Annotated in this window: 23 protein-coding genes and 3 pseudogenes; 20 read left to right on the forward strand and 6 right to left on the reverse strand. The window is 40.2% G+C overall.

Annotated features, from left to right (window positions below; translation table 11 throughout):
- Positions 1 to 37: 37 nt before the first annotated feature.
- Together AB4263_RS19725 and AB4263_RS19730 are read right to left on the reverse strand one after the other, a co-directional pair.
- The gene (locus AB4263_RS19725) at positions 38 to 403 is read right to left on the reverse strand and encodes a hypothetical protein (RefSeq protein WP_048661538.1); all 366 of its coding nucleotides are present in this window, start codon (positions 401 to 403) and stop codon (positions 38 to 40) included.
- Positions 404 to 747: 344 nt separating this feature from the next.
- Positions 748 to 927 (reverse strand): TraY domain-containing protein, encoded by a 180-nt coding sequence (locus AB4263_RS19730; RefSeq protein ID WP_048661537.1) that lies wholly within the window; start codon positions 925 to 927, stop codon positions 748 to 750.
- Positions 928 to 1,714: 787 nt separating this feature from the next.
- Between AB4263_RS19730 and AB4263_RS19735 the strand changes: the two genes are divergently transcribed.
- The 9 genes and pseudogenes from AB4263_RS19735 (at position 1,715) to AB4263_RS19775 (ending at position 9,142) form a co-directional block, all read left to right on the forward strand.
- Entirely contained in the window at positions 1,715 to 2,548 is an 834-nt protein-coding gene (locus AB4263_RS19735) for a hypothetical protein (RefSeq protein WP_372098749.1), read from the forward strand.
- A gap of 1,091 nt (positions 2,549 to 3,639) precedes the next feature.
- Positions 3,640 to 4,005, forward strand: coding sequence for a hypothetical protein (locus AB4263_RS19740; protein WP_372098750.1), 366 nt, complete (start codon positions 3,640 to 3,642; stop codon positions 4,003 to 4,005).
- A gap of 311 nt (positions 4,006 to 4,316) precedes the next feature.
- Positions 4,317 to 4,637, forward strand: coding sequence for a hypothetical protein (locus AB4263_RS19745; protein ID WP_372098751.1), 321 nt, complete (start codon positions 4,317 to 4,319; stop codon positions 4,635 to 4,637).
- A 134-nt stretch (positions 4,638 to 4,771) separates the two neighbouring features.
- A pseudogene (locus AB4263_RS19750) lies at positions 4,772 to 4,843 on the forward strand (DUF4113 domain-containing protein); the annotation flags it as partial.
- Between the two features lie 384 nt (positions 4,844 to 5,227).
- A complete protein-coding gene (locus AB4263_RS19755; protein ID WP_102556540.1) occupies positions 5,228 to 6,073 on the forward strand; it encodes a RepB family plasmid replication initiator protein in 846 nt (281 codons plus the stop codon).
- 1,100 nt (positions 6,074 to 7,173) lie between these two features.
- Positions 7,174 to 7,452, forward strand: a complete 279-nt coding sequence (locus AB4263_RS19760; RefSeq protein ID WP_048659319.1) for a type II toxin-antitoxin system RelE/ParE family toxin — start codon at positions 7,174 to 7,176, stop codon at positions 7,450 to 7,452.
- Complete coding sequence (locus AB4263_RS19765) at positions 7,452 to 7,754, forward strand: HigA family addiction module antitoxin (RefSeq protein ID WP_048659320.1); 303 nt, start codon at positions 7,452 to 7,454, stop codon at positions 7,752 to 7,754. The genes AB4263_RS19760 and AB4263_RS19765 overlap by 1 nt, the downstream gene beginning before the upstream one ends.
- A 378-nt stretch (positions 7,755 to 8,132) precedes the next feature.
- A complete protein-coding gene (locus AB4263_RS19770) occupies positions 8,133 to 8,687 on the forward strand; it encodes a recombinase family protein (protein ID WP_372041691.1) in 555 nt (184 codons plus the stop codon).
- A 184-nt stretch (positions 8,688 to 8,871) separates the two neighbouring features.
- Positions 8,872 to 9,142, forward strand: a pseudogene (locus AB4263_RS19775) (hypothetical protein).
- A 267-nt stretch (positions 9,143 to 9,409) separates the two neighbouring features.
- Here AB4263_RS19775 and AB4263_RS19780 read toward each other — a convergent pair.
- Complete coding sequence (locus AB4263_RS19780; RefSeq protein WP_108091299.1) at positions 9,410 to 10,276, reverse strand: aldo/keto reductase; 867 nt, start codon at positions 10,274 to 10,276, stop codon at positions 9,410 to 9,412.
- A 128-nt stretch (positions 10,277 to 10,404) separates the two neighbouring features.
- On the opposite strand from AB4263_RS19780, the gene AB4263_RS19785 reads away from it, so the two are divergent.
- Positions 10,405 to 11,217, forward strand: coding sequence for a LysR family transcriptional regulator (locus tag AB4263_RS19785; protein WP_372098752.1), 813 nt, complete (start codon positions 10,405 to 10,407; stop codon positions 11,215 to 11,217).
- A gap of 260 nt (positions 11,218 to 11,477) precedes the next feature.
- Positions 11,478 to 12,617, forward strand: coding sequence for a PD-(D/E)XK nuclease family protein (locus AB4263_RS19790; RefSeq protein ID WP_372098753.1), 1,140 nt, complete (start codon positions 11,478 to 11,480; stop codon positions 12,615 to 12,617).
- A gap of 941 nt (positions 12,618 to 13,558) precedes the next feature.
- On the opposite strand, the gene AB4263_RS19795 is transcribed toward AB4263_RS19790, so the two are convergent.
- Positions 13,559 to 14,296, reverse strand: a complete 738-nt coding sequence (locus tag AB4263_RS19795; RefSeq protein ID WP_016787189.1) for a hypothetical protein — start codon at positions 14,294 to 14,296, stop codon at positions 13,559 to 13,561.
- Positions 14,297 to 14,439: 143 nt separating this feature from the next.
- Here AB4263_RS19795 and AB4263_RS19800 point away from each other — a divergent pair, with 143 nt between their 5' ends.
- A complete protein-coding gene (locus tag AB4263_RS19800; protein ID WP_016787190.1) occupies positions 14,440 to 14,748 on the forward strand; it encodes a hypothetical protein in 309 nt (102 codons plus the stop codon).
- On the forward strand, positions 14,741 to 14,971 hold the full coding sequence (locus AB4263_RS19805; protein ID WP_372098754.1) for a hypothetical protein: 231 nt from the start codon (positions 14,741 to 14,743) through the stop codon (positions 14,969 to 14,971). Before AB4263_RS19800 ends, AB4263_RS19805 begins: the two co-directional genes overlap by 8 nt.
- A 77-nt stretch (positions 14,972 to 15,048) precedes the next feature.
- Here the strand turns inward: AB4263_RS19805 and AB4263_RS19810 are convergent, their stop codons facing one another.
- Positions 15,049 to 15,630 (reverse strand): DUF2913 family protein, encoded by a 582-nt coding sequence (locus tag AB4263_RS19810; RefSeq protein ID WP_372098755.1) that lies wholly within the window; start codon positions 15,628 to 15,630, stop codon positions 15,049 to 15,051.
- A 262-nt stretch (positions 15,631 to 15,892) separates the two neighbouring features.
- On the opposite strand from AB4263_RS19810, the gene AB4263_RS19815 reads away from it, so the two are divergent.
- From AB4263_RS19815 to AB4263_RS19845, 7 genes are all read left to right on the forward strand, one after another.
- The gene (locus tag AB4263_RS19815) at positions 15,893 to 16,690 is read left to right on the forward strand and encodes a ParA family protein (RefSeq protein WP_372098756.1); all 798 of its coding nucleotides are present in this window, start codon (positions 15,893 to 15,895) and stop codon (positions 16,688 to 16,690) included.
- Positions 16,687 to 17,661 (forward strand): ParB/RepB/Spo0J family partition protein, encoded by a 975-nt coding sequence (locus AB4263_RS19820; protein ID WP_372098757.1) that lies wholly within the window; start codon positions 16,687 to 16,689, stop codon positions 17,659 to 17,661. Before AB4263_RS19815 ends, AB4263_RS19820 begins: the two co-directional genes overlap by 4 nt.
- On the forward strand, positions 17,651 to 18,055 hold the full coding sequence (locus AB4263_RS19825; protein WP_372098758.1) for a hypothetical protein: 405 nt from the start codon (positions 17,651 to 17,653) through the stop codon (positions 18,053 to 18,055). The genes AB4263_RS19820 and AB4263_RS19825 overlap by 11 nt, the downstream gene beginning before the upstream one ends.
- 317 nt (positions 18,056 to 18,372) lie before the next feature.
- A complete protein-coding gene (locus AB4263_RS19830) occupies positions 18,373 to 18,609 on the forward strand; it encodes a hypothetical protein (protein ID WP_253825046.1) in 237 nt (78 codons plus the stop codon).
- A gap of 23 nt (positions 18,610 to 18,632) precedes the next feature.
- On the forward strand, positions 18,633 to 19,346 hold the full coding sequence (locus AB4263_RS19835; RefSeq protein WP_372098759.1) for a hypothetical protein: 714 nt from the start codon (positions 18,633 to 18,635) through the stop codon (positions 19,344 to 19,346).
- A 739-nt stretch (positions 19,347 to 20,085) separates the two neighbouring features.
- Positions 20,086 to 20,562 carry a hypothetical protein gene (locus AB4263_RS19840; RefSeq protein ID WP_102332443.1) on the forward strand — a complete coding sequence of 159 codons (477 nt, stop codon included), beginning with the start codon at positions 20,086 to 20,088 and terminating at the stop codon, positions 20,560 to 20,562.
- A gap of 15 nt (positions 20,563 to 20,577) precedes the next feature.
- Positions 20,578 to 20,874, forward strand: a complete 297-nt coding sequence (locus AB4263_RS19845; RefSeq protein ID WP_102332442.1) for a hypothetical protein — start codon at positions 20,578 to 20,580, stop codon at positions 20,872 to 20,874.
- 96 nt (positions 20,875 to 20,970) lie between these two features.
- On the opposite strand, the pseudogene AB4263_RS19850 reads toward AB4263_RS19845, so the two are convergent.
- Positions 20,971 to 21,471, reverse strand: a pseudogene (locus tag AB4263_RS19850) (transposase); the annotation flags it as partial.
- Positions 21,472 to 21,491: the final 20 nt, after the last annotated feature.

Below are 21,491 nucleotides of genomic sequence, written 5' to 3' on the forward strand. Positions count from 1 at the left end.
GTCAGGATGGAGGGAAAGGGGGCTCCCTCCCACATCCTTAAGAAAACATCGAAGACTTCGCGTACTTCAAACCACGATTACGGCTCACATGTTGCTTCCAATTTTGAGCGCTAATGATGGTGTTCTTAAGCTTCCGATAACGTTTTTTACAAGCATTATTTGAAGTTGGGAGAGTGAGACGATTAACTGACTGAGCTTGTTTTTGAACCGCGACCAAATGAACACCCTTCCAACAGAAAGGAAATGCAAGGTGCCCAGTAAAAGGCAACAAAGCGGCAAACGCCATGTGTTCACGCCCAACCGTTCCCAGTTCTTTGACGCTGACAAAATCCCCTTGTTCAACAAAGTGGCCTAATAAACTCGCGGCCTCATCTTCACGACAATATCCGTAGATAATTTGCATCGTCCACACTCCTTGTTAGGGCATTGTTTTGTTCTTTTAAAAAAACAAAACGATGGGCTCTCTTTCAAGAGCCGTGCTACAAACTGGCTTGAGCATTCTTGTAGTAGAAGGCGCACATCCAAAGGATGTGGTGTCTGGTATTCCCAAGTAACTCTATTTCACCACTCAACCAGCGTGCTTAATTGAGTAGAAAAACAGCCTTGGACGTCGCCCCAGGTAAGGCTCCTGAACTTTTTAGGCATATTACGCAGGCCTGCGCCCCTCTGCGGCGCTTTTTGCAATAGTGAAGGCAGCCCACCTTCGAGGCCATCTGAGGTAATAATCCCAGACGGCAATCTGATTCGTTACAGAGACCAATTAGGAAAACGTTTGAGGTGATCTTCTAATCGAAGTTTCCCTTCGCGCTTTTTGGCCCGCTCTGCTCTTTTCGCCGAGAGCGTTAACGTTTTATTCGCCTTTGATGAAAGATTAAAAGCGATACCGACTTCCTTGTTCTCAACCATACATTCTGATTTAAAATTCATACAAAAGTCTTCCTAAATAGAAAAAACCGAAACGCTCTCGTCCAGACCGAAACATCAATGAGTCATGTAATCGCTCACTGGCGTCTAATTTTGTTGGTTTTGTGATTTACTGCAAATTTCTTGAATTTAACATAACCTAAATAATACGCACCAAATTTAAGATGCTGATTTTAAAGAAAATAAATTGGTGTTTACTGTTGGCGCTCTTGTTATTAGACATAATTAATAGATTAATTATTTTAATTTCCCTCCCTTAATGTGCTATAAATTTTTCTAAGGTTATTTTTTATCTTGTTGTTATTTATGGATTTTTCATATCTGCGTATTATTTAGGTTATGTTAAGGGAATAATCCCAAGGCACACTTAGCGTTTGAAATATCAGGCGACGCCGCGCTATACTTGCTTTAGGTCGTTAAGGTTAAAATACACGACATTGGCCGCTAACCAGTAGTGCCTTATGTAGTGTGTTTTCTTAAGGTTTAGAGTGTGTTGGGCCTCCAACTCGACTATATAGCACTCGCAAAAAAGCCGTCTTTCCCAAGAGTAGACGGCTTTTTTGTGTCTAAAAAACCGACGTTTGATTTATTTACTCGGTTGAGATAGGTTGAAATTTCATTGTTTGGTGTGGAATCTGAACAACCTCAAAAATCTCTTGGATATCAAAACATGACTCCTTTGACTCAGCCTTGGCGTGGGCTAAAGCCCAAACAACACCTTCTCAATAACACCGCTTGTTTATCCCTCGGGATGAAGTGTTGTGTGTTTTAAACGTGGACGGTGAATGTTATGAAGACGCCTGGACACGACTCCTCCCCTCCCCCGTTCGATAAATCGAGTTACGATGCGGAGTATCGCCGTAAGCGTAAGGCTCGGAAACTGGATTTAATTGAATTGTATCAACGTGTCGTTGAAGAAGAGAACGCGCGAAACCCTAAGACGCCTTTTGAGATCGGATTTAAGTCTCGCCGGTTGCTCCGAAGCGGTAAGGTAGAAACCCTACCGCCAGAATACGCGCGGATCTTAAAAGGGTGTGAAGAATTTATTACCAACCCCAATCGTTTCCCGTCACTCAATGCATGGGGCGGTGAAGCGGTGAATAATGTACAGTGTCGCACCTTAATTGCGAAAGTATTAGCGTGCATTCTGCCGAACACAGACCTCATTGGAGGGCGCATCGGTTTGCCCACTGAAGCGGGATTGAAAACCATCAGCTACGATCAACTTCAAGAAGATTATGCGTTGCGCTTTGGGGAGTTTATTTCGCCGAAGTCCTTTGCGAAAGCGGTGAAGTATCTAAAGCGTGCCAGCTATTTTCACAGTGAGCGGATCAATGTGTGTGTCGACCAAGACGAAGGGACGATACGCAGCGCACCTGCATACAAACAGTTTACCCCTCGCTTCTTTAATGACTTAAAAGTCGTGCGTTACGCCAACATCAGCGAATTGATCCTCGCGACACGGAAGCGTCAGACAAAGAAAGGACTGAGCTTTCAGTGGCTGTCTTTTCGTAAGATCGCGTCAGGGATACAAGAGATCTTCAATGCGTCAACATTAAACACGTACGCTCAAGCAACCTCCGCCTTCTTTAGTGAGTATCAACCCGACCTTGCCCCTAGTTAAAGGGAGATTTTTGTCTCCGCGAAAGCGGAGGGATCCGTACGTCTGAACCGTATCCTACCCTGCTTTATCTCTCATTTTTCTTGTTTTAATCACCGGGTTGTTTAGGGTTAACTTGCACGCTTGGCCTTATTCGGAAAGGATTTTTCTATTCACTGTTTTTCATGAGAAAAGCAGTGCAAGAAAGGGAGGGTAAAAAGAATCGCTACAATAGTGCTCAATAAGGGGCTGCGCTTATGAACACTACGTATGAACATGAATACCAATATGAATAAAAAAATAAATATTTAAGAACAAGCAAAAGCCGAACGCGATACCTTTCTTTTGTCATACGACAGGTACCTTCTTCGATTCAACGCTAAGTCATGTGGATCCCTTTCATCATATCCTCACTTAACGTCCACCTACATCCGGATGGTATGGCTTAGCAGGACTAGGGTTTTGTGCTGTTCATATTGCGGCGTAATTAGAGCAGTATCGCCCTGTGAGAGGGTGTCCTTCTTACATTCATAAAAATGGTCACGGTTTGTATTTGCGGCTTTACAAAATGAATGGGCCCCTGAACGTTAAGATTAAGGTTAGCGTTTCGATTTATCTGCGTCAGAGGGTAATTCAAGCTCAGGGAACATAAATTATTATTAGTTCAATGCGTTTCTATTCTTACACTGTTAGCCTGAATACCTTATGGGTTACTAGAAGAGAAAAGGGTGGATATGACACTCCCTATTTTTCACTCAAGCAACGTGAGGTGTCGGTGGGTATGGCTCAGTATGTTCCCGAACTAAATGCGGCGGTCGGTCACTTGCAAAACAACCGTAACATGAAAATCGCAATTTCAGTTAAACCGCAGAACCCTACAATGCATTTGGGGATTGGCCACAAGAGTGGGAATAATATTAATGTAGAGAAAGAATATCCATCGCTCACAGACCTTTGTACTACTCATCTAATGAACAGTTGTGCGTTATATGTTGTTGTCTTGGTTTAGCTACGACTACCAAGACCATAACCGATTAATACCATCATACAGCAACAATCGAAAAACAAGGGAGATTCAGCCCTGTATCGTTGTAATTATTAATCAAGAGGATTACATGAAAAAAGCACTTTTACTAATAGCTTTATTGGCAAGCCCTACGCTCGCATCTCAATTGACAGAAGTATTTACCGATGAATCTGATTGTTCGGTTAAACAAGTAGGTTATGCGCTAAAAGACAATCCAGTTGTTTTTTCTGGCGAACATTGGCGCGGAAAATTTTTCTCCGGATGTAATGCTTTTATCCCCAAGAAAGAGTTCGATAAGGATTTCTCTATTTGCTATCTAACAGGTGTAAGTGTTAAAGCAATAGGTAGCTGTAGGTTTGGCGAGAATACTAATGATGACGGTGTTAAAGGCTACATATTTGAATTTGATGATCAGGGTTCTACGTCTTGTAGATTTACATGTGTGAAGCTGTAATGGGGAAAATAGATGCTTCAATCACACCAAAAAATGCAATGTTTGATGTCCCTTATTTTGTCTTTGTTCGGCTTTGGAATTGCGCTGACCATGATAGTTTTAGACGTCAACACATCAGCGAGAATAGCGGCTTTCTTTAGTGGTTGGGGCTAGACCTCTGCTTTGATTCATTATTAGGCTACTTAAACAGTGGCTTAATGTGGGATTACTTCGCAGTGTTAGGGATCTGTTTAATTCCATTCGGTGCATACATTGCAGTCGTTAACTATCGCATTATGCGTGAAGACACCAACTAGAGGGAAAGTTGTCGCATGAAAACAAGTCAGATTTTGGAATTGCTAAGAAAGGCATCACCAACATTACAAGTCAAGATTCAATATAAAAAGTATGGTGCACTACCAGTTGGTAAAGTCTACCATGAACCGCCAAAAACCTTCCTCCAAGAAGCAAAAGAGGAAGGGGGATACTCTAATGTTAAAGGGCTATTAGAGCGTCTTGAAAGCATTGATGCCACGGTTCCTTTTGATGCGGATTTAATTTCTGGTGATGATTGGAATTTCCAAGAAGTACAAAGTGTGCTTGAAAGCGAAGGAAAAATCCTTATTCAAATTTCAGATCCAGTTTTTGATTAAGGGGAAAAATATTATCCACGCCGAGGCTCTGACAGAGAAGATCACCATGGACTTTCAGGTTGTGGATGAGCTTTGTCTGAAGTATTTTCAGAAGTCGATATCGTCATTTCTCCCAAGGAACAACATAACATTGGCAGATGAATCGTAACTTTTTATCGCCTCAATATACAACAAAGCTTAAAGATCTTTCTCAGATCATGTGTTGAGTTATTTATTTCAGATTTGTGTGTGGTCAACTTTCGTGAGGTACGAGCGAATAGTTGTCCATCGCCCAAATCAGACACAGGAACGCCAAAAGCGTTCCCCGTCAGTAATTTAGTATAAAGGATTTGGATAGTTATCCACTTATCCACAGTCCTAATTATCCTAATATGAACCTAATATGAACCTAATAGATCCAAATTGATCCTTGATCGCCTCAAAGCCTTGTCAGTATTGGCTTTATGCATGATCAGGGTGTAGCCTAAACCGTGATAGGTGTATCATAAACTGCATCTGGTGTAGCCTAAACTGTAGACGGTGTATCATAGACTGTGTATGGTGTAGCATGAACTGCAAAGTATGTTAGTAACTAAATTTGGATATTATCTATGGAAAACAAACTCTTATCGGTGATTAGTGATGGTCTGGTAATATCTGATACACATACTATCCAGCCCAATATATTAATCCGTACAGCCTTATTTACGCCAATTGCTAAGAACAGTAATAAAAGTGATGATCTTACTGTTGTAAAGCATAATGTAAGCGACGAGTTTAGAGATATATCCCTGTACAAACGTGAAGGATACGAATACGCATCTCTCAAAGGTGAAAGACTCAATGTACGAACAGACTTCAAAGTTTGGTGTGGGGTTGTCTTTGCTTTTTCAAAGTATGGTTATGATTCCGACAGGATAACAATGAAGCTCTCTGAATTTACAAAGTTTTGTGGATTCAGTACGCAGATGTTAAACACGAAGTTTCGTAAGCGTATCAAAGAGTCACTAGAGCGTATTCAGAGTCAAAAGATAAGTATGGCTACGAAAGATGGCTCTAAAGCGACATCAACCTCGTTGCTTAAGAAATTTGTTTATAATATGGATACCGATATTATCATCCTGGAAGGAGATCCTGACCTGTGGGAGCTGTATCGTATTGATCGTCAAATCTTAATTAGTATGCGCACCCTTTCGTCTATCCCAAGAGCTGAAACAGCCCAATGCTTATATTTGTTTTTTGCTTGCCTACCCGAAGACCCTTTCCCTGTATCTTTAAGTCGCATGAGAGATCGTCTTGCTTTGAATATGAGCAATAAGGAGGCTAATAGATCGATTAAATCGGCAATTAAGAGACTAGAATCAATTGGTTACTTACATGGGCAGGAAACGACGTGGCATGGTGAATGGGCTTATAAAATCACCAAGCGAAATAAAGCTTTACCCGAAATAAAGTAGCCAGCTTCCAATTGCCAATTACTATTGTGGTGTAACCATAACTGCACGTTTGGGATCGCTATGTCAGGTGTATCCATTACTGTAGTTTTGGGTTGGAAAATCGTGTAACGCATACTGTGCACAGGCAATCTTCTTAAATGGTGTATCCCAAACTGCTTCTTTCCGCTTTCATTCTTCTAAAGGTGTAGCCATTACTGTTTTTTCTGTCTATATATTGATAGAAAGGTGTAGCCTCAACTGTATTTAGTGCTATACAACTCATTGTTTCTACCTCTTGGTGTAGTGCAAACTGCATTTTATTTTTGTAGTGATTTACTTTTTAATTTTAAGTTATTGAAATTATTTAGTTAAAATATCGCTGCCTTATTTGTGAATATAGCTATTACACTAGGCGTAACAAAGACTGCTATAGTTATTTACGCTTCAAAAAGCCATTTTAAGCACTACTTGGGTGTAGCGCAGACTGTTTCTAATTCTTAAGTCATTAAAAATAGTGGTGTAGCCTAACCTGCTAATGTTCATGCTTTCCTATCTGTAAGCCGCAGCTAAGCCTAAAAAATATTCAAGAAGCCTTATTCATATCAGATCAATATTTTGGCTCGTTGGAATGTAAAGGCAACGATGAAAGTTGGGTTATATCGATTACACCTACCGCTTTCTTTATTGATCAAAAATCTTTGTTGTGTCGATCGCTGGTAAACTTTTGGCAAAACTTACCAATGATTAAGCGAAAGTTTACCACCATTAGATCTAGGGCTTTTACGCACACCGGTTACACCGCATCTTGTGCTTTGCCTGTTTTCCCCTAACTTTTGCACTGCGGCCAACACTGCCAGTCTTTCTTTTGGACCTAATGCTTGGTAGTTTTTAGCCCATCGTTGGGCTTTCAGCGTTGCAAAAACATATTGCGAAACCAAAATGAATGGCAATAGGTAAATGCAATCAGGGAACTTTTGCTTAGCGTAGGATAATTTACTAATTCCCTCTCTACCCCACCTCCAATGATCACGGGTATAGCAAAACTGGCTAAAAGAACAGATGAGAGCTAAAATGTCTTTACCAAGATTGTAGCGTGAAGCGCAACACGCTATAGTATCTACATGATAAAATCATTTAAGCATACAGGTCTGGAAAAGTTCTTTGTTAAAGGGACTGCTGCGGGTATCCAAGCCAAACATATCAAAAAGCTAAGGTTACAGTTAGCTGTAATCAATACCGCAATTGTTATCGCTGATATCAATAAACCTGGCTGGAGACTACATCAGCTAAACCCAAAGAAAGATGATGTTTGGGCTATTGATGTTAACGGCAACTGGCGCGTTACGTTTCAGTTTAGAAATGGAAACGCTTTTATACTCGACTATAGGGACTACCACTAATGATTATGCACAACCCTCCACATCCGGGCGAACTAATCCACGATGTGTACCTTGAACCGTTTAACCTTAGTTCTAGAGCCGTAGCCAAGAACTTGGGTGTAAGCCCATCTACTTTCAACCGCATCGTGAAAGGCCAAAGCTCTATCAGCCCTGAGATGGCACTAAAGCTACAGGTTGTACTGGGCGGAACTCCTGAGAGTTGGTTAGCGATGCAACACCAGTATGATTTATGGAAAGCAAAGCAGACTACTAACCTCAAGGCCGTTAAAACTATAGATTTTGACCAGTTAGCTTTGGCTTAGTCAGATTAGCAAGAGATCATTGGGCTCTGAGCTGCGCTAGAGAAGCTATTGCAGAGGCTCGTAGAGTCATAAACATTTGTTTAATCCTAACCATTCCCCCTAATGATCGCTCCAGTCAGACTGGACACTTAGCTAAGCGACATTTTGCTTTTCAAAGTGTTCTTCAACCAAGTTAAACCTCTTTCCATACTTTTGGTTATTCATTGCTGCAATGATTAATTTTTGAGTCTCTACTTAATTTTAGTGACTGTCCATGAAGGTGTAACTTTATGGACATTGCTCACAATCATCTAATAACTGTTCAGTTAGTCTTTATAATTTAAAGTGAACATGTACACTTGTGTATCAATATCTTTAAGTTCACTTTTAGGCCATTTTATGAAAATTGGTTATGCTCGTGTTAGCACCCAAGACCAAACGCTCGATGTTCAACTTGAACAACTTAAACGTCTTGGTTGTGACAAAATTTACCAAGAGCAAGCGAGCGGTAAATCCTCTGATAGAGAACAGCTTAACCTGTTGCTGGATTTTGCAAGGGAGGGAGATGTTATTCATGTTACCAAAGTCGACCGCATTGCTCGAAATACCATTGATGCTTTGCAAATTGCCGATCAGCTAGCGCAAAAGAAAGCGGGTTTGGTGTTTCATGATTTGGGGGATTTAGATATCAATAGCGATGTAGGTAGAGTCATTTATACGACCATATCGGCGTTTGCTGAAATGGAAAGAAAACGAATATTACAGCGTTGTAATGAAGGCAGAGAGCGTGCTCGCTCTGAGGGGAGGCATCTTGGCCGATTTCCTAATAAGACGCTTCATACACGTATTCAAGAGCTTGCAAGCCAAGGAATGAACAAGCATGCGATCAGTAAAGAGTTAGAGTGCAGTAGGACTACGGTCTATAAGGTTCTAGGAAAAAATATCTCTCTTTAGAATCGCGAACAAAGCTGTTCTTTAAATGAGTAAAGAGCTGACTGACGTTGCTTCGCTCTGTCGGCTTCATACTGACTCTACATGCAAGCATATAGCAGCCAGCACGAACCTATCCCTTGATGAAATAAATAAATTTTCAGAATTTTAATTTAATTATTGTTGCAATGATTAAGAGGCAGAGAGAATGAAAAGAGCAAGAATGAGCCAGGTTCAAAAAGAGGTCTTAAGATGTTTGGCCAAGGCGTTCATCAAAGGAGTAAAAGAAGGTAAGTCAACCGTCATCAACCTAGGCCGTCAATCAAGTGCTTGGGAGAGATATTCACCCGAACAACTTCCGAGTTTCATGTAAAGCTCTTGAAGAGTGTGGACTGGTTATGCGCAAAAAAGTGGATCTAGATTGGTACATCAATATAACGCCAGAGGGGTTTGATAAGGCACTCACCTGGCTTGATTAAACGATGCTTCTGAAACTCATTTTTGGACAAAACCAACTTAACGTAAAAGCTCTACAGTCCCGCTTTCAGATAACTTTTTGTATCGCAAAAAGTCATAGACCACCGTTCTCAGTGGTGGTTGGGATGACAGGGATTAGACAAAAGTTTCCACCATAGAACGCTCTTGTTAGATTCGCAACAAAATGATCTTTAGCAAGATGTAGCATCACTATTACATGTTATCTGTAATAGCAGCTGTTATGAGTAATCTGCTCTCCGAGTTCTAAACTAATTTTCGTCTTGGAAAAGTTGCATATTACCTAATAGCCGCTCGGCCTTACCCGTCATTGTCAAAGGCATTATTCCTTCATCTGAAATCTTTTTTAGTACCAATGCTGATGGGCTTACCCCATAACAGCGAGCTTCTTCTCTAGTTTTCTTCACAATGTGTTTGTTAGCTTCGCTGTCGTAGTTATTAGGTAAAGCTCCATCAAACTCGAAGGATCCATCTAGTAGTGGTGAGTAAGCGACCAGGTTGATGTTTGGGTTCCTTTCTCTTAGTGCACTGATGATCTCGGTATCAAGACAAATTTGTACTCCCAAGTCGACTCCTTTTAGCGGTTCAATTACTGTGTGACGATACTGTGCATAGCTAATAGGCGTTAAATCATGAGCACTAATGACGTCCTGCAGTTCTTTGATTCGGGGTAAGGAAAAATTAGAAATTCCAAGTCGCTTAACTACACCATCGTTAATCAAGGAACTAAGTGCAGACCATGTTTCCAATAAAGGTGTCGATATATCATCAATGTGGGCATACAGAACATCAATGTAATCTGTCGATAAACGGTCAAGACATGCTTGCACTGCTCTGTCTATAGCTACTTTGCTCAAGCCTTCTGCTCTATCAAAGTTCCTACCATCAAGGGGTTGTGCGCCAATTTTTGTATGAATTTCGATTTGTTTCCTTTCTTTAGTTCTAAGCCAGTTACCAATAACTCTTTCACTTTCTCCGCCTCTTCCTGCCCAAAATGCATAATTGTTAGCAGTGTCGATTATGGTTCCACCGTTTTCAATAAAGGTATCCATGATTTCATGAGCTTGTGATTCAGATATTGATGTCCCAAAGCCTGCAGTTCCAAGTCCTACATTCATTATTCGCACCTCTTAGCAGTTAGTTACATGTATTTTTTAAGGCAAAAAGATCAGTATGCCCTTTCTATGTTCTAAACATTACAGGACAATAGACTTTCAGCAATAAAACGATATGCAAAGGTCTTTTCATGAGTGAAATGGATTTAAACTGGAGTGATCTACAACTATTTATTTACGTTGCTAAGGAAGGAGGTCTATCCGCAGCCGCAAAATCAAGTCAACGCAGCCCCGCTACACTTGGTCGCAGAATGCACGCACTCGAAAAAACTCTGGGGAAAGAGTTATTTTTTCGCCATGATCGGGGATATGAGTTGCTTGCTGCTGGAGAAAAGTTGCTAAAAGAACTAACAGCGTTGGAGTCACAAATAACAACAATTACAGGAGTGTGTTCACAAGACAATAGACCTTTAGTAAAAATCTCTGCGGGCACATGGACTACGTTATTTTTGATACAAAATATAAACCAGTTTTCAGCTACTCTAGATAAAATTCTTATACGCTTTATCTCTACAGAAAAAATATTGAATATATCCCATAGAGAGGTCGTCATAGGTATTCGGAATATCAGACCTACAGATGAATCCTTAGTTTGCCGTAAACTGAAACGAGTTGAGTTTGCTCCTTATTCAACTAAAGATTCCCCTGAAATATGGATAAAGGTATTATCAGATACCCCTTCAGGTCGTTGGCTCGATCGTTTTGTAGGTTACAACTCGATTTGTGAAGTTAGTGAACCACGAAATAGCCTTGATCTAGCTCTTCAGAATAAAGGTATTGCACTTCTCCCGACTTTTATTGGAGACGCACAACGTCAACTTCATCGCATAGGAAACATTATTGATGAACTGGGGCATGACCAATGGCTAGTAACACATCACGAAGATCGTTACTTACCCGAAGTAAAGACTCTGATTAGTACGTTAGGAGAAGCTCTGAGATAAGACTTGCATAGATATGCAGTTGTAAGTGGTTTTTATTATGCACTAATGAAGTGAGGATAATCTGGTTTCTATCAGTTCTGAGAAGCTTTGGGGCAAAAATTTGTTAGCGATGATCGCGCTGAGAGGTTTATGGACAAATCCGAGTCAGCGGCGGCATGTTGACTCACAGTTAGAGATTTCATTCTATTCTGATAGTGATGTCACGATTTTGGTTATTTCGATCGAATAAACTCTATCGCTATTGCATATAGAGGTACGTTATGGTCAACCAGCAGTTTTTCGATTATCTAAAACTATTAAGAAATAAATACACAGAGAAACCGCAGTATAATTTATTTAGTGTATTGAGATCAGATTCAGATGAAGTTCGACTCCATTCTCGCTTTCTAGCAGATATCCTCAACCCAAAAGGAAGCCACAATCATGGAAAAGTATTCCTTGCGGACTTTCTGCAACGCCAATCCATAAACATCACTGGCGATATTAAAGTTGATTGTGAATATAAGAACATCGATATTTTAATTCGTTCTCATGATACGGCAGTGATCATAGAGAACAAAATCTACGCTAGTGATCAGGACAAACAGCTCCAGCGATATTATCAAACCATGCGTAGCGAAGGGTATAAAGACATCCATCTGTTTTATCTGACTCTCGATGGTAAAAAACCAAGCCCCGAGAGTATTGGGAAGCTGAAGAAAGAAGTAGGTAATCTGAGCTATCGTGAAGATATATATGGCTGGATAGGTCGATGTACTGAATTAGCAGTGCGTAACGCACCACTTCGTGAAGCCTTAATTCAGTATACTTCTCTTATAAACAATCTGACTAATCGAGTTGATAATATGGAACATGTGGAACAGCTTAAAAAGTTTCTTTTAACGGACGATAACTTACTATCTATTACTGAACTAAATCAAGCTTACGAAGAAGTTATTATTGATGCTCAGTTAGCTATGTGGGAAATGCTTGGTCAAAAAATGGCTGCACAATTTGGAGAGCTGTCTAATGATTCAATTGCTCACCGCCATGACGCAAGAACCTGCGTAAAAAATTATGTTCAAGCCAAACGAAATTCAAAATGGATTATTCAAGAAATTGAATTAAAAGACTTCCCCTCTTTCTACCTATTCGTAGAGCAGGATCATCACCTCTATTTTGGTATTTATTGCGAGGACGAAACAAAAATCATAAAAGGAAAAAAACTACCAAAGCGAGACCACAACTATAACGCTGAAGAACACAATACGTTCTGGGACTATCCAAAAAAGAATATCAATTTTAGGAACCTCGGCGCAAAAGATGTGCAATTCTTGTCAAATCCAGACTCACTGAACTCATTCACACAAGAGATTGTGAATGAGTTAGCAGTTATGCATAACATGGTTGTAGAAGCGTAATGTTGAAATACATCTAAGGTTTAGATTTAAACAAGAATATGCTAGAGGGGGGAGTATCTGGTACTTGATTATGCAATAGGTGACTTTATGTAATTCGATAGGCTTGATTGGTTCAGATTAAGTCAAATTCAAGGCTCATTATCAATCAAAAACTTCCCTTTAGTTCTCTACTATTCAACAGCCTAGAACTAGTTGAACAACATATTCGTGCGTAACTGTGATTGAAGGTCAGTCTGTTGTGGACTAGAAAATTTAGCTACGTTGTTGGATCTCTAGGCATGAGGAAAAGTAAGTCAAATAGCAGGGCTTGAACTTGCGCTCAACTCTCTTCCTAATGCGCAATGGGGCACTTTCGAGTTAGAAAGTGCCACGGGTAAAAATTCAACCTGAGAGGCTTTTGTCTAGTAGACGAAACAATGCCTGCGATAGTCGCGTTGGTATACCTCTGGACATAAATGTGGTCAGTGACTTTACTAAATTAGCAGTTGACGGATAATCTGAGGTATTGCAAACCCTCTTATCTATTGGCCAAAGCAACTCACCCACTACAATCAAGACTCCTTCTGATCTTGATGATTATGTTCGAAGACCGACTAACTGAATACTTGTAACCAAGATCAGTTACACAGAATTATTTACAGGGTCTTTTTATTGACATGTAAGTAATATTTGGTTATCTTTTGATTATCGATTTGAACTGATTGAATCGATGATAGTAAGAGTAGGATCGTTCGGATTGACTGGAAAGCACAGCTTACCATATATACCCTACCTCCCGCTGCCTTAGTAAGCTTATGCATATACTGTATTAGGGATAAGATGGTGATACATCATATCTTATAATTTCAGATGGTAGCGCCATGCAAGACATGGATAAACAAAGATTCATTTCTTTCAATAGGGATCACGGAACTTTATCAATGGCTCTTCTAACCTAGCGGTTATGAAGAGCCGTCTTGATCTTTAGCCTTCATTTTTGCTTTCTTTTTCTTCTTGTAACTCTTCTTCGCTGCTTTTTTAGCTTTCCCTTCAAATGGTTTTCTTCCAGACAGAATATTTTTAAGCAAAACTAGAAACGGCTTACTTGTATCATCTGGTGTGATTAGTTTTTTGGCACGAAAATCATCATCTGTAACAACGAATGCTGTTTCACAAAACATATTGATGTTTTTGTTGTTAGTTTTATGTAGTGTGAAAAGTACTATGTAGTTTTTATCTTTTTCTACTGATAAAAGCCCTGTAAGTGTTTTTCGGTGATCTCCTTTCTTCGAATGAGGTAAGACACAAATGTTATGGAGATTGCTTTTTAGAAAGTCGATAAAACTAGGAAAAAAGCTTCGGTTCTCTGTGTATTTGTCATTGCAAAAAACGCGCAATTCATTGCTGAGAGTTCTTTCTTGGGTTACTGCTCTATAATTGTTAGAGTAGTGTTCATATCTTCTAAGAAGCTCGCCTGTTTGATCTAATGCTTGAATGCTATCTTTGTCTTGATCAAATGCGCGACTGTATAGGTGGTTTGTGGGAACAATGTTTATATTGAGTTTGATTAAATGCTTTGACTCTGTTTCGAATTCATCTATAACAAACCCCTTATCTTTAAGGTGTGTTAAATCATAGCTAACCATGCTTCCTTGTTCATTTTGAATATTTACAACCCAATGTCCTTCCTGAATATGCACAAGTTACCTCTTAGCATTTGATTTAATGAGTTATAATACTAGAGTGAGTATTGCTTTGTCTTAAACTTTTTATATCTGATGGACTCATTACGAAATCGTTCCAATGTAGAATTGAGCTTGAGATTATTTGACGAGGAAAAATCGTGTCACGTCCATTACTTGATGATGCTGTATTAAAACTGATTGATGCAAAGCTAATGCTCAATGGTCACGTTACCAGTAAAGATATTTACCGTCATTTGGGCTTAGGCCGTCAAAAGGTGAGTAAGGTCTTTCAAGACTATTTAGCGGCTAATCCAGATTCGATGATCTACGTTCCTGCTAAGAAAAAATATATGGTTACAGATTCCTTCAAGCCGTGTTTTCTTGGTGAAGTTAAAGCCGGTGAGTTTGTTGATGCTTTAATCACTGTTTTTGGAATATTTAACGTGAGCGAAAACAATAATGACTGACAAATTTAAGTATTTCATAATAGTTAGCCAAGATAGTGAAGATGTAGAGCGTTCAGAAGGGACTATTGCGTATTTTGCTAATCCAGTAGGCAAAGGCGATACAGTCTATTGGGATCATGAAAATGGGAGCAGTGGAGGTGTTATAAAAGTTGTAGAGCACCACCCTACTGTATCTATTATTATTGTTAAAAAAAATAGACTAGAGCCCCCCTGCTCTTACTAGATGTGCTTGTTTTCGTGAGCATATTAACTAAGAGCAAAATGTTTATAGAAGTAATCACTCTCCTTAGTAGTGTCCCCTTACCTCTCACGATGCAGTAAAAGGTGAATGACTTCGTCTTTATCTTCACTAACAATTTCAACGCGATAAATCCCTTTGGCTTGCAGTGCTTTAATTAATAATTTCAACCGATGGGTTTTCACTGTCATGGCCAATGGCTTTATTTGATTGCTGTCTTCATCAAATCCTTGTTCTACGCTTTTTTCTTTCATGTAGAGAGTGTCTCGTTCAATCTCTTTTTCTATATCTTCCAGCATCGATGGGAATTGATACTGCTCAAATAACTCCGTTAACATGATATAGAGTTCGTCAGCCTGTGAAAATTTGGCTTGATACTCGAAATTCAGTCGATTGATATCCCATAGCTTTTCTTCAAGGTTACCTGTTCCACTGCGGCCAATACTGAGCATTGTCTTTAGTTCATTTTTACATGTCGAAAACTGAGGGCGCTTTACTTTTGGTTTGATGAACTTTACTAACAGCTCGTTTCTTCTTTTAGTTGTCCAAAATCCGCCTTGCTGACTCATCGTGCAATACAGTCCGAGAAGTGAATTTGTTACAAGTTCATCAAGGGCTTGATAGTGTTTAAGGTTCCGACTCATGAGTTTATTCTATCTAGATAACTGAAGCCTTAGTTTATCAGAAAAGTAGCGTCAACATCTTAGAGAGGCGTATCACGATAGTTGGAATTTGATAAAAGATCTCATGAGTTATTCGGTAGTTATCCCCTGAAATTGTGTGTAAATTATGACCGATCAATTTTGCATGCAAAATCTTGTTTTTTCCTATTGACTTTTTAATGGCTTATCCTTAGTATTAACCTTGTAATCAGGCGTTAACGCCAGTCTCAAAGGAGTAATACTAATGGGTAAAGTCGTCGCGATCGGTAATGAAAAAGGTGGAGTTGGTAAGACGACTACTGTTGTTAACTTGGCTTACTACTTTTCTCATGTGCGCAGTAAAAAAGTGTTGGTTGTAGATATGGATCCGCAATGTAATTTGACGGATAAGTATTTTGACCAAAATGACGAGAGCAAAGCGAAACCCGCCTCTATCACTCGAAAAGTCGGTGAGGCGAATGTCATTTCATTCTTCGATGAAGAGTTCTATGGTGAGCCTGTCGAACTCAATTCAAATCTTCATATCTTTGGGGCTACTTTCAACATCAGCAGTCTTAACAACTGTACAAATGATGAAATTGGTTTCTTTGCTCAAAACATAAATAAACTGGCTGAACAATACGATTACGTATTTATCGACACCGCCCCTTCTGTTGGAAACCTGCAATACTCGGCCCTTATCGCGTGTGATGGTCTGTTGATTCCTACCACAGCAGAAGAAGACAGTTTTCAAGGTGTATCGAAAATCCTTAAATCTGTAGCGCGTATCAAAAGCACTTATGGTTTGGATGTATCTGTATTAGGTATGTACCTAAACATGGTGAAAAAAGTCCCTACTCAACTGCAAGATTACTTCGCTACCAAGTTGTCTGAGGATTATGGCGACCTGGTATTCAAGACTCAGGTGATCCATACAACTAGAGTTTCAGAAGCCTCAGCGTTTAAGCAAAGCATTATAGAGTACGACGCTAAAAAAGCTGAATACATCAATATCAATGCTTTGATGCAAGAGTTTGAGTTGAAAGCGGAGGCGTTATCATGAGTAGTAAAAAAGACTTTAAATCTTTGATGAAAAACAAGTCAAAATCGTTGCTCAATGAAGAAATCAACGAGGTAAAACCTGGCGAGAGCGTTGTTCTGATCCCTAAAGAGGATATCTATTCATCTGAACAAGTACGTAAATTCTTTGATGAAGAGTACATTGCCGATCTGTCTAAAAATATGGACGATATTGGACAGCTTCAACCCATCGTAGTGACTCATAAAGATATTCGTGGCTACAAAATACAAGTGGGTGAGTGTCGTTGGAGAGCGGCCAACCTGAGTGATAAAATCACTCACGTAGAATGTTTGGTGCGTGACGCGGGAACAGTGTTAGCGCAACTATCAGAAAACCTTCATAGAAACGATCTTACTCCTTTTGAGACAGGCCGCGCTTTAGAGCTGCTAATGGAAGAGCAAGGGATTGTTGAGAACAAAGATCTAGCTAATGTTGTGAGCTTATCTGAGTCTCGTATTAGCGCTTTTCGAAAGGCAGCTCAATGCCCTCCTTATATTGAACTTGCTTATCACAATGGCATTATCCGTGATGTTGATACGGTCAACTCTCTACGTATTGCAGGAGAACTCAACGAGGAAGAAACCAAGAAACTTCTTAAATCTCCTGTCTCACGTAAAGAAGCTAAAGAGCTTGTAAAAAATCTAAAGGCTTCTAAGAAAGAGGCTAAATCAAAACAAGCAGATGAAGAACAACCCTCCCCTGAGCATCAAAAAGTAACGAATGAAGAGCCTTTAAATGAAGTCACTCAAACTAAAGTACTAGGAGCTACCCCTACCCCACAAAGTAATGGAATAAGAATATCGTTTGAGGGTGAGCAAGGCTTCATTGATCTCAATGGCCAAGCCGAAAGTGGCCAAATAGTTATTGTACTCGATTCTAGTCCAGGGAAATTGACAGTACCAGCCAGAGATATTGCAGTGATTGGGTATCACTCGATAGAGCATGTCCACTAATAAAAAAAAGTTGGCTCAAGTAGTGAATGCTCATCGAGCCAACCTAATTAAGTTGTACTCATTACATTCTGAAGGCAGTGCTACTCAAGCCATTGAACAAATAACGACTAGAGCTGTCGATCGGTCATATGTTGCTCATAGGTCCCCCCCTCCAGGTGAAGTAATAAAATCTTGGGTTATTGAAAGTCGCGCTCCTCAATGGGCTTGTAGAGCTTCCTTTGACTTGTTGATTGAGCTTGATTGGTTGCCAAATACTGATATTGAAAAAGCTATTACAGCTCGCTTTCTTCTCTTGAATGACTACCCAATCAATGAAAGTTGGAAAGTGTTATTAGGCGAGTGGCTAGAACTTGCAAAGCAAGCACAAAATGAGAACTCCGGCGAATACGAATAACTGAACGTTAGTTGCGGCGTTTTTAAATAATGTAGAAGAACAGCGTGAAGACTGAGAACTTGGCGCGCGTATGCTATTTGAGAAGACTAAATCCAAACTTCTCACAAACCAAGAATCAATGAGCGAAGATTGGTCGCGTCAATGCAGTCAATGACACAAAAAAACAAACAAGAGAATCCGTCATGATTTTTTCATATGAACAAAGAATTAAGCACTTACATGAGCTTTCTCAATTACCTAGACAATCACTTTGTTTTCAGCTTTTAACGATCATGAACCTTTGTTATCACAACTTGGATAATGACAAGGTCGAACGATTGAAATTAGATGATGAAACCTTTTTCTATGAGGCTAATTCACTGAAAGAGCAGCTACTCGATGTGCCGAGTCTTAGTAACTCTCATAAGGTTCTCTATCTCCTACTCGATGCGGGTTTTATTGAGCGACGAGTGTTAGATAAAGATGGCCAAGTCGTTATTGGTGATAGCTACCAAAGAAACACGGCCAAAATATATTGGCGTATATCCGACAAAGGGTTAAGTGTTTTCGGTTGATTAAATATTCTAGGAGTTAAGTTATGAACGAAGAACTATTTAAGTATTGGGATTCAGATAAGGCCAAGAAAAAGCAAACCGCTATCACGCGTTTAAGTAATGGTTTAGCCAAGGAGCTTTTAGGAGACCGAAATACTAAGTCGCTGTTTAGTGATGAAGAAATTGAAGCTATCGAAAAAGCTAGAGAAGCCTTGGATAGTGTCAAACATAAGTTCACTCACCTTAAAGAGAAACGACTTAGAGATGAGCAACAAAGAAAACGAGCTAAAGACGCTAGACAGGCTTTAGCTAAGAAGCTTTCTATTGCATACATTAAAGGCTCAGGCTCGTATCCGCTCACGACTTTTTCTAGAAATCACTTCTACCTATTATGTATGTTGAATGACCTACGAACTGGTTACACGCTTAGTTTCAACGATTTAGATGTTGAGGATTCCAGTGGTGTGGTAACTCCTGATGAAGAGCATTTTCGACGAATGAGAGATTACAATGTTGATATTCTTAAACGAGAGCTAGAAGAACGTGTGATTACTTGGGTTCTCGGTGCCTGGACGTATTCTGGAGAGTTAATAAATGAACCTGAAGCGAGACTAGCTGATCTGACTTCAAAGCTCGATGCGGCTTTTGTAGGTACAGTCGATGAAAGATACAAGGGGCAAATAGAGCGTCTTGAAAAATATAATCGGGCCATTGATGCAAAAGTTAAACGATCTGAATTTAAGATTGTTCAAGATTGATTTGATCGGTATCCCTTCCTTACTTCTTTTAACGTTCTTTTCTATCAAACTCAAAGGGCGTTAAATCGACACTCGATTTTGCATGCAAAATTGCTCATGATTAATTTAGAAAATATGAGAATATTTCTGTTAGGCCTAACTCAAAGCTCATTGGACGCGTGGAGAGTGACTTTCAATTTCGCATTGTGACTTTTGCATGCAAAATTGGACAAGCACGTGTGCTCTACCAAATAATGTTCGTTATGGCATAGGTTAATTATAACAGTTGATTAAGGTCGATGAGTTAGCCTCCACCTAGAACAATTGAGCCTTGCTTTGGGGTTACCCTTCGGGCAAGGCTTTTTGCTTGTATCTTTCATCTATGGCCTAAGAGTGACATCACCCTGGTGAGTCACTGCGTGCCGCCCCAGAATGTGCCTCTCTACAGCCCTAGTTAAAAGGATATCGCTGCAATCCTGAACGCCTCCGCTACTACGTAGCTGCGCTTCGTCGTGCCTCCTAATTGCCTTTCACTGACTTTAATTAAGGTCGAGTAAGGGCTTGTTTTCTTATGTGCCGATTTTCCTTTCGACTCGCCATCATTTGATGGCGCTCGCAGGCTGTTAACCCTCCTCAAATCAGAACCTTATCTACAAGGGTAAATGAACGCTACGCGCCCCTGCAGAGAAGAACCATGTTTGAGGAATGGACAGCCAAGCGGCTCCATAAAAGTGATCCTCAAACAAAAAGGAAACTCCCTATGGCACAACGAAATTCAACCCCAACTCTCTCTACATTAAATTCAGCGACCAACGTTTCGTCGTTGGCACGCGAAAGCTCACCAAAAAATGATATCTCTTTGTGCGAAGGGCAAACCGGTTTCATTCAACTCATTGATTGCAATTCTAAGCAGGTTCTAGCACAGCGGGAGGGATTAAATGATGAAGCGTCTTTTGAGTACCTAAAAACGAACGTCTGGAACATGAGTAAAGATGTGGTTATGCAGTTTGTGGTGCAAACCGATCATGTTCATCCGAATAAGTTTTTCGGTGCGGTACTTAAACATTCACTGGTTAGGGTCTACCACAATCAACTTACTAACAATGAGCCTGTGGGTGTGAATCCATTTTGGGAAGGAACTGCAGATTCGGTGGATGAAAACGAGACCATTATCAATAGTGAACAATGGGATGCTTTTGATTCAGACGGTCATTGGATCGGTACTTCGGAATGTTAAGTGGAGGAATTTTACATGACACAGTTATTTGGTAACACCACAAACACGCCGCTCCGTCAGCAACTTAAAATGATGCGTCAGTCAGAAGGTGCGGTGAATACACCTACCTTATCATCTCGACGCTTAGCAATGACGCAGCGTTTGAATCATTTGAAAATGTTCAGTCGTGGTCAAAGCCCTGAACAATTAGGTGATGTGGACGACTTGAAAGGGTTGAACGTTCGTGAAGCTATTAAGGTTCAAGGTAAGGAATCTGAATCATTCCTTACCTTGAACTATTGTGGCTTAACTCATGTCAAAATAAATGTGTGACTGACCTAACTCCTACACTACAATTTAAAGTCGAGTGTTAATTGAACACTTTCACACTGTTTTCGCTATTTCAGATACACTCATCCTACGAAAAACCTAAATTGACCTGATTTGGGATTGAATCAGAGCATGATGGACCAGCTCTGACAGCCCCTCTCCAGCCCTAAAGCGAAGAAACGTTAAACGGTGCCCACAAAGAATGCACTCAAACGGGTCAACCTTCACATACCCTTTCAGCATGGCGGCGTAACCGGGCATTTCTGGTGAGTCTTTAGGGGCGATACCTAAGGCATCGTAGACCTTAGGGTGCATCTCACCACGACGTCGGTTCGATAGAAAACCAAAGTATCGAATCATTTTGAAGTGCTTATCTGGTATATGCTCAATCATGCGCTCTATCAGTGCTTCTGGACTCAAAATGAGGGATTCAGTCCGACCATTCCTATGATTAAGATAATCAAACGTCACTAAGCCTCCCTGGAAATCATGTCGTAACCTAGACGCTGATATGGGCGGCCGCTTTAGGTATCGACCGAGGTAAGTCATGGTGGGGGTCACATTGGCCGTTTTCTTTGCAAAATGCAGCTTCCATCGACGGGCAATATTGGCTGGTTAAA

It is taken from the genome of Vibrio sp. 10N.261.55.C5, assembly GCF_041470505.1.
GTDB lineage: Bacteria > Pseudomonadota > Gammaproteobacteria > Enterobacterales > Vibrionaceae > Vibrio > Vibrio crassostreae_C.

Bases quoted from the DNA above. Each gene is read 5' to 3' on its own strand.
- AB4263_RS19725 (WP_048661538.1), bottom strand. From the start codon at position 403: ATGCAAATTATCTACGGATATTGTCGTGAAGATGAGGCCGCGAGTTTA.
- AB4263_RS19730 (WP_048661537.1), bottom strand. From the start codon at position 927: ATGAATTTTAAATCAGAATGTATGGTTGAGAACAAGGAAGTCGGTATC.
- AB4263_RS19735 (WP_372098749.1), top strand. From the start codon at position 1,715: ATGAAGACGCCTGGACACGACTCCTCCCCTCCCCCGTTCGATAAATCG.
- AB4263_RS19740 (WP_372098750.1), top strand. From the start codon at position 3,640: ATGAAAAAAGCACTTTTACTAATAGCTTTATTGGCAAGCCCTACGCTC.
- AB4263_RS19745 (WP_372098751.1), top strand. From the start codon at position 4,317: ATGAAAACAAGTCAGATTTTGGAATTGCTAAGAAAGGCATCACCAACA.
- AB4263_RS19755 (WP_102556540.1), top strand. From the start codon at position 5,228: ATGGAAAACAAACTCTTATCGGTGATTAGTGATGGTCTGGTAATATCT.
- AB4263_RS19760 (WP_048659319.1), top strand. From the start codon at position 7,174: ATGATAAAATCATTTAAGCATACAGGTCTGGAAAAGTTCTTTGTTAAA.
- AB4263_RS19765 (WP_048659320.1), top strand. From the start codon at position 7,452: ATGATTATGCACAACCCTCCACATCCGGGCGAACTAATCCACGATGTG.
- AB4263_RS19770 (WP_372041691.1), top strand. From the start codon at position 8,133: ATGAAAATTGGTTATGCTCGTGTTAGCACCCAAGACCAAACGCTCGAT.
- AB4263_RS19780 (WP_108091299.1), bottom strand. From the start codon at position 10,276: ATGAATGTAGGACTTGGAACTGCAGGCTTTGGGACATCAATATCTGAA.
- AB4263_RS19785 (WP_372098752.1), top strand. From the start codon at position 10,405: ATGAGTGAAATGGATTTAAACTGGAGTGATCTACAACTATTTATTTAC.
- AB4263_RS19790 (WP_372098753.1), top strand. From the start codon at position 11,478: ATGGTCAACCAGCAGTTTTTCGATTATCTAAAACTATTAAGAAATAAA.
- AB4263_RS19805 (WP_372098754.1), top strand. From the start codon at position 14,741: ATGACTGACAAATTTAAGTATTTCATAATAGTTAGCCAAGATAGTGAA.
- AB4263_RS19810 (WP_372098755.1), bottom strand. From the start codon at position 15,630: ATGAGTCGGAACCTTAAACACTATCAAGCCCTTGATGAACTTGTAACA.
- AB4263_RS19815 (WP_372098756.1), top strand. From the start codon at position 15,893: ATGGGTAAAGTCGTCGCGATCGGTAATGAAAAAGGTGGAGTTGGTAAG.
- AB4263_RS19820 (WP_372098757.1), top strand. From the start codon at position 16,687: ATGAGTAGTAAAAAAGACTTTAAATCTTTGATGAAAAACAAGTCAAAA.
- AB4263_RS19825 (WP_372098758.1), top strand. From the start codon at position 17,651: ATGTCCACTAATAAAAAAAAGTTGGCTCAAGTAGTGAATGCTCATCGA.
- AB4263_RS19835 (WP_372098759.1), top strand. From the start codon at position 18,633: ATGAACGAAGAACTATTTAAGTATTGGGATTCAGATAAGGCCAAGAAA.
- AB4263_RS19840 (WP_102332443.1), top strand. From the start codon at position 20,086: ATGGCACAACGAAATTCAACCCCAACTCTCTCTACATTAAATTCAGCG.
- AB4263_RS19845 (WP_102332442.1), top strand. From the start codon at position 20,578: ATGACACAGTTATTTGGTAACACCACAAACACGCCGCTCCGTCAGCAA.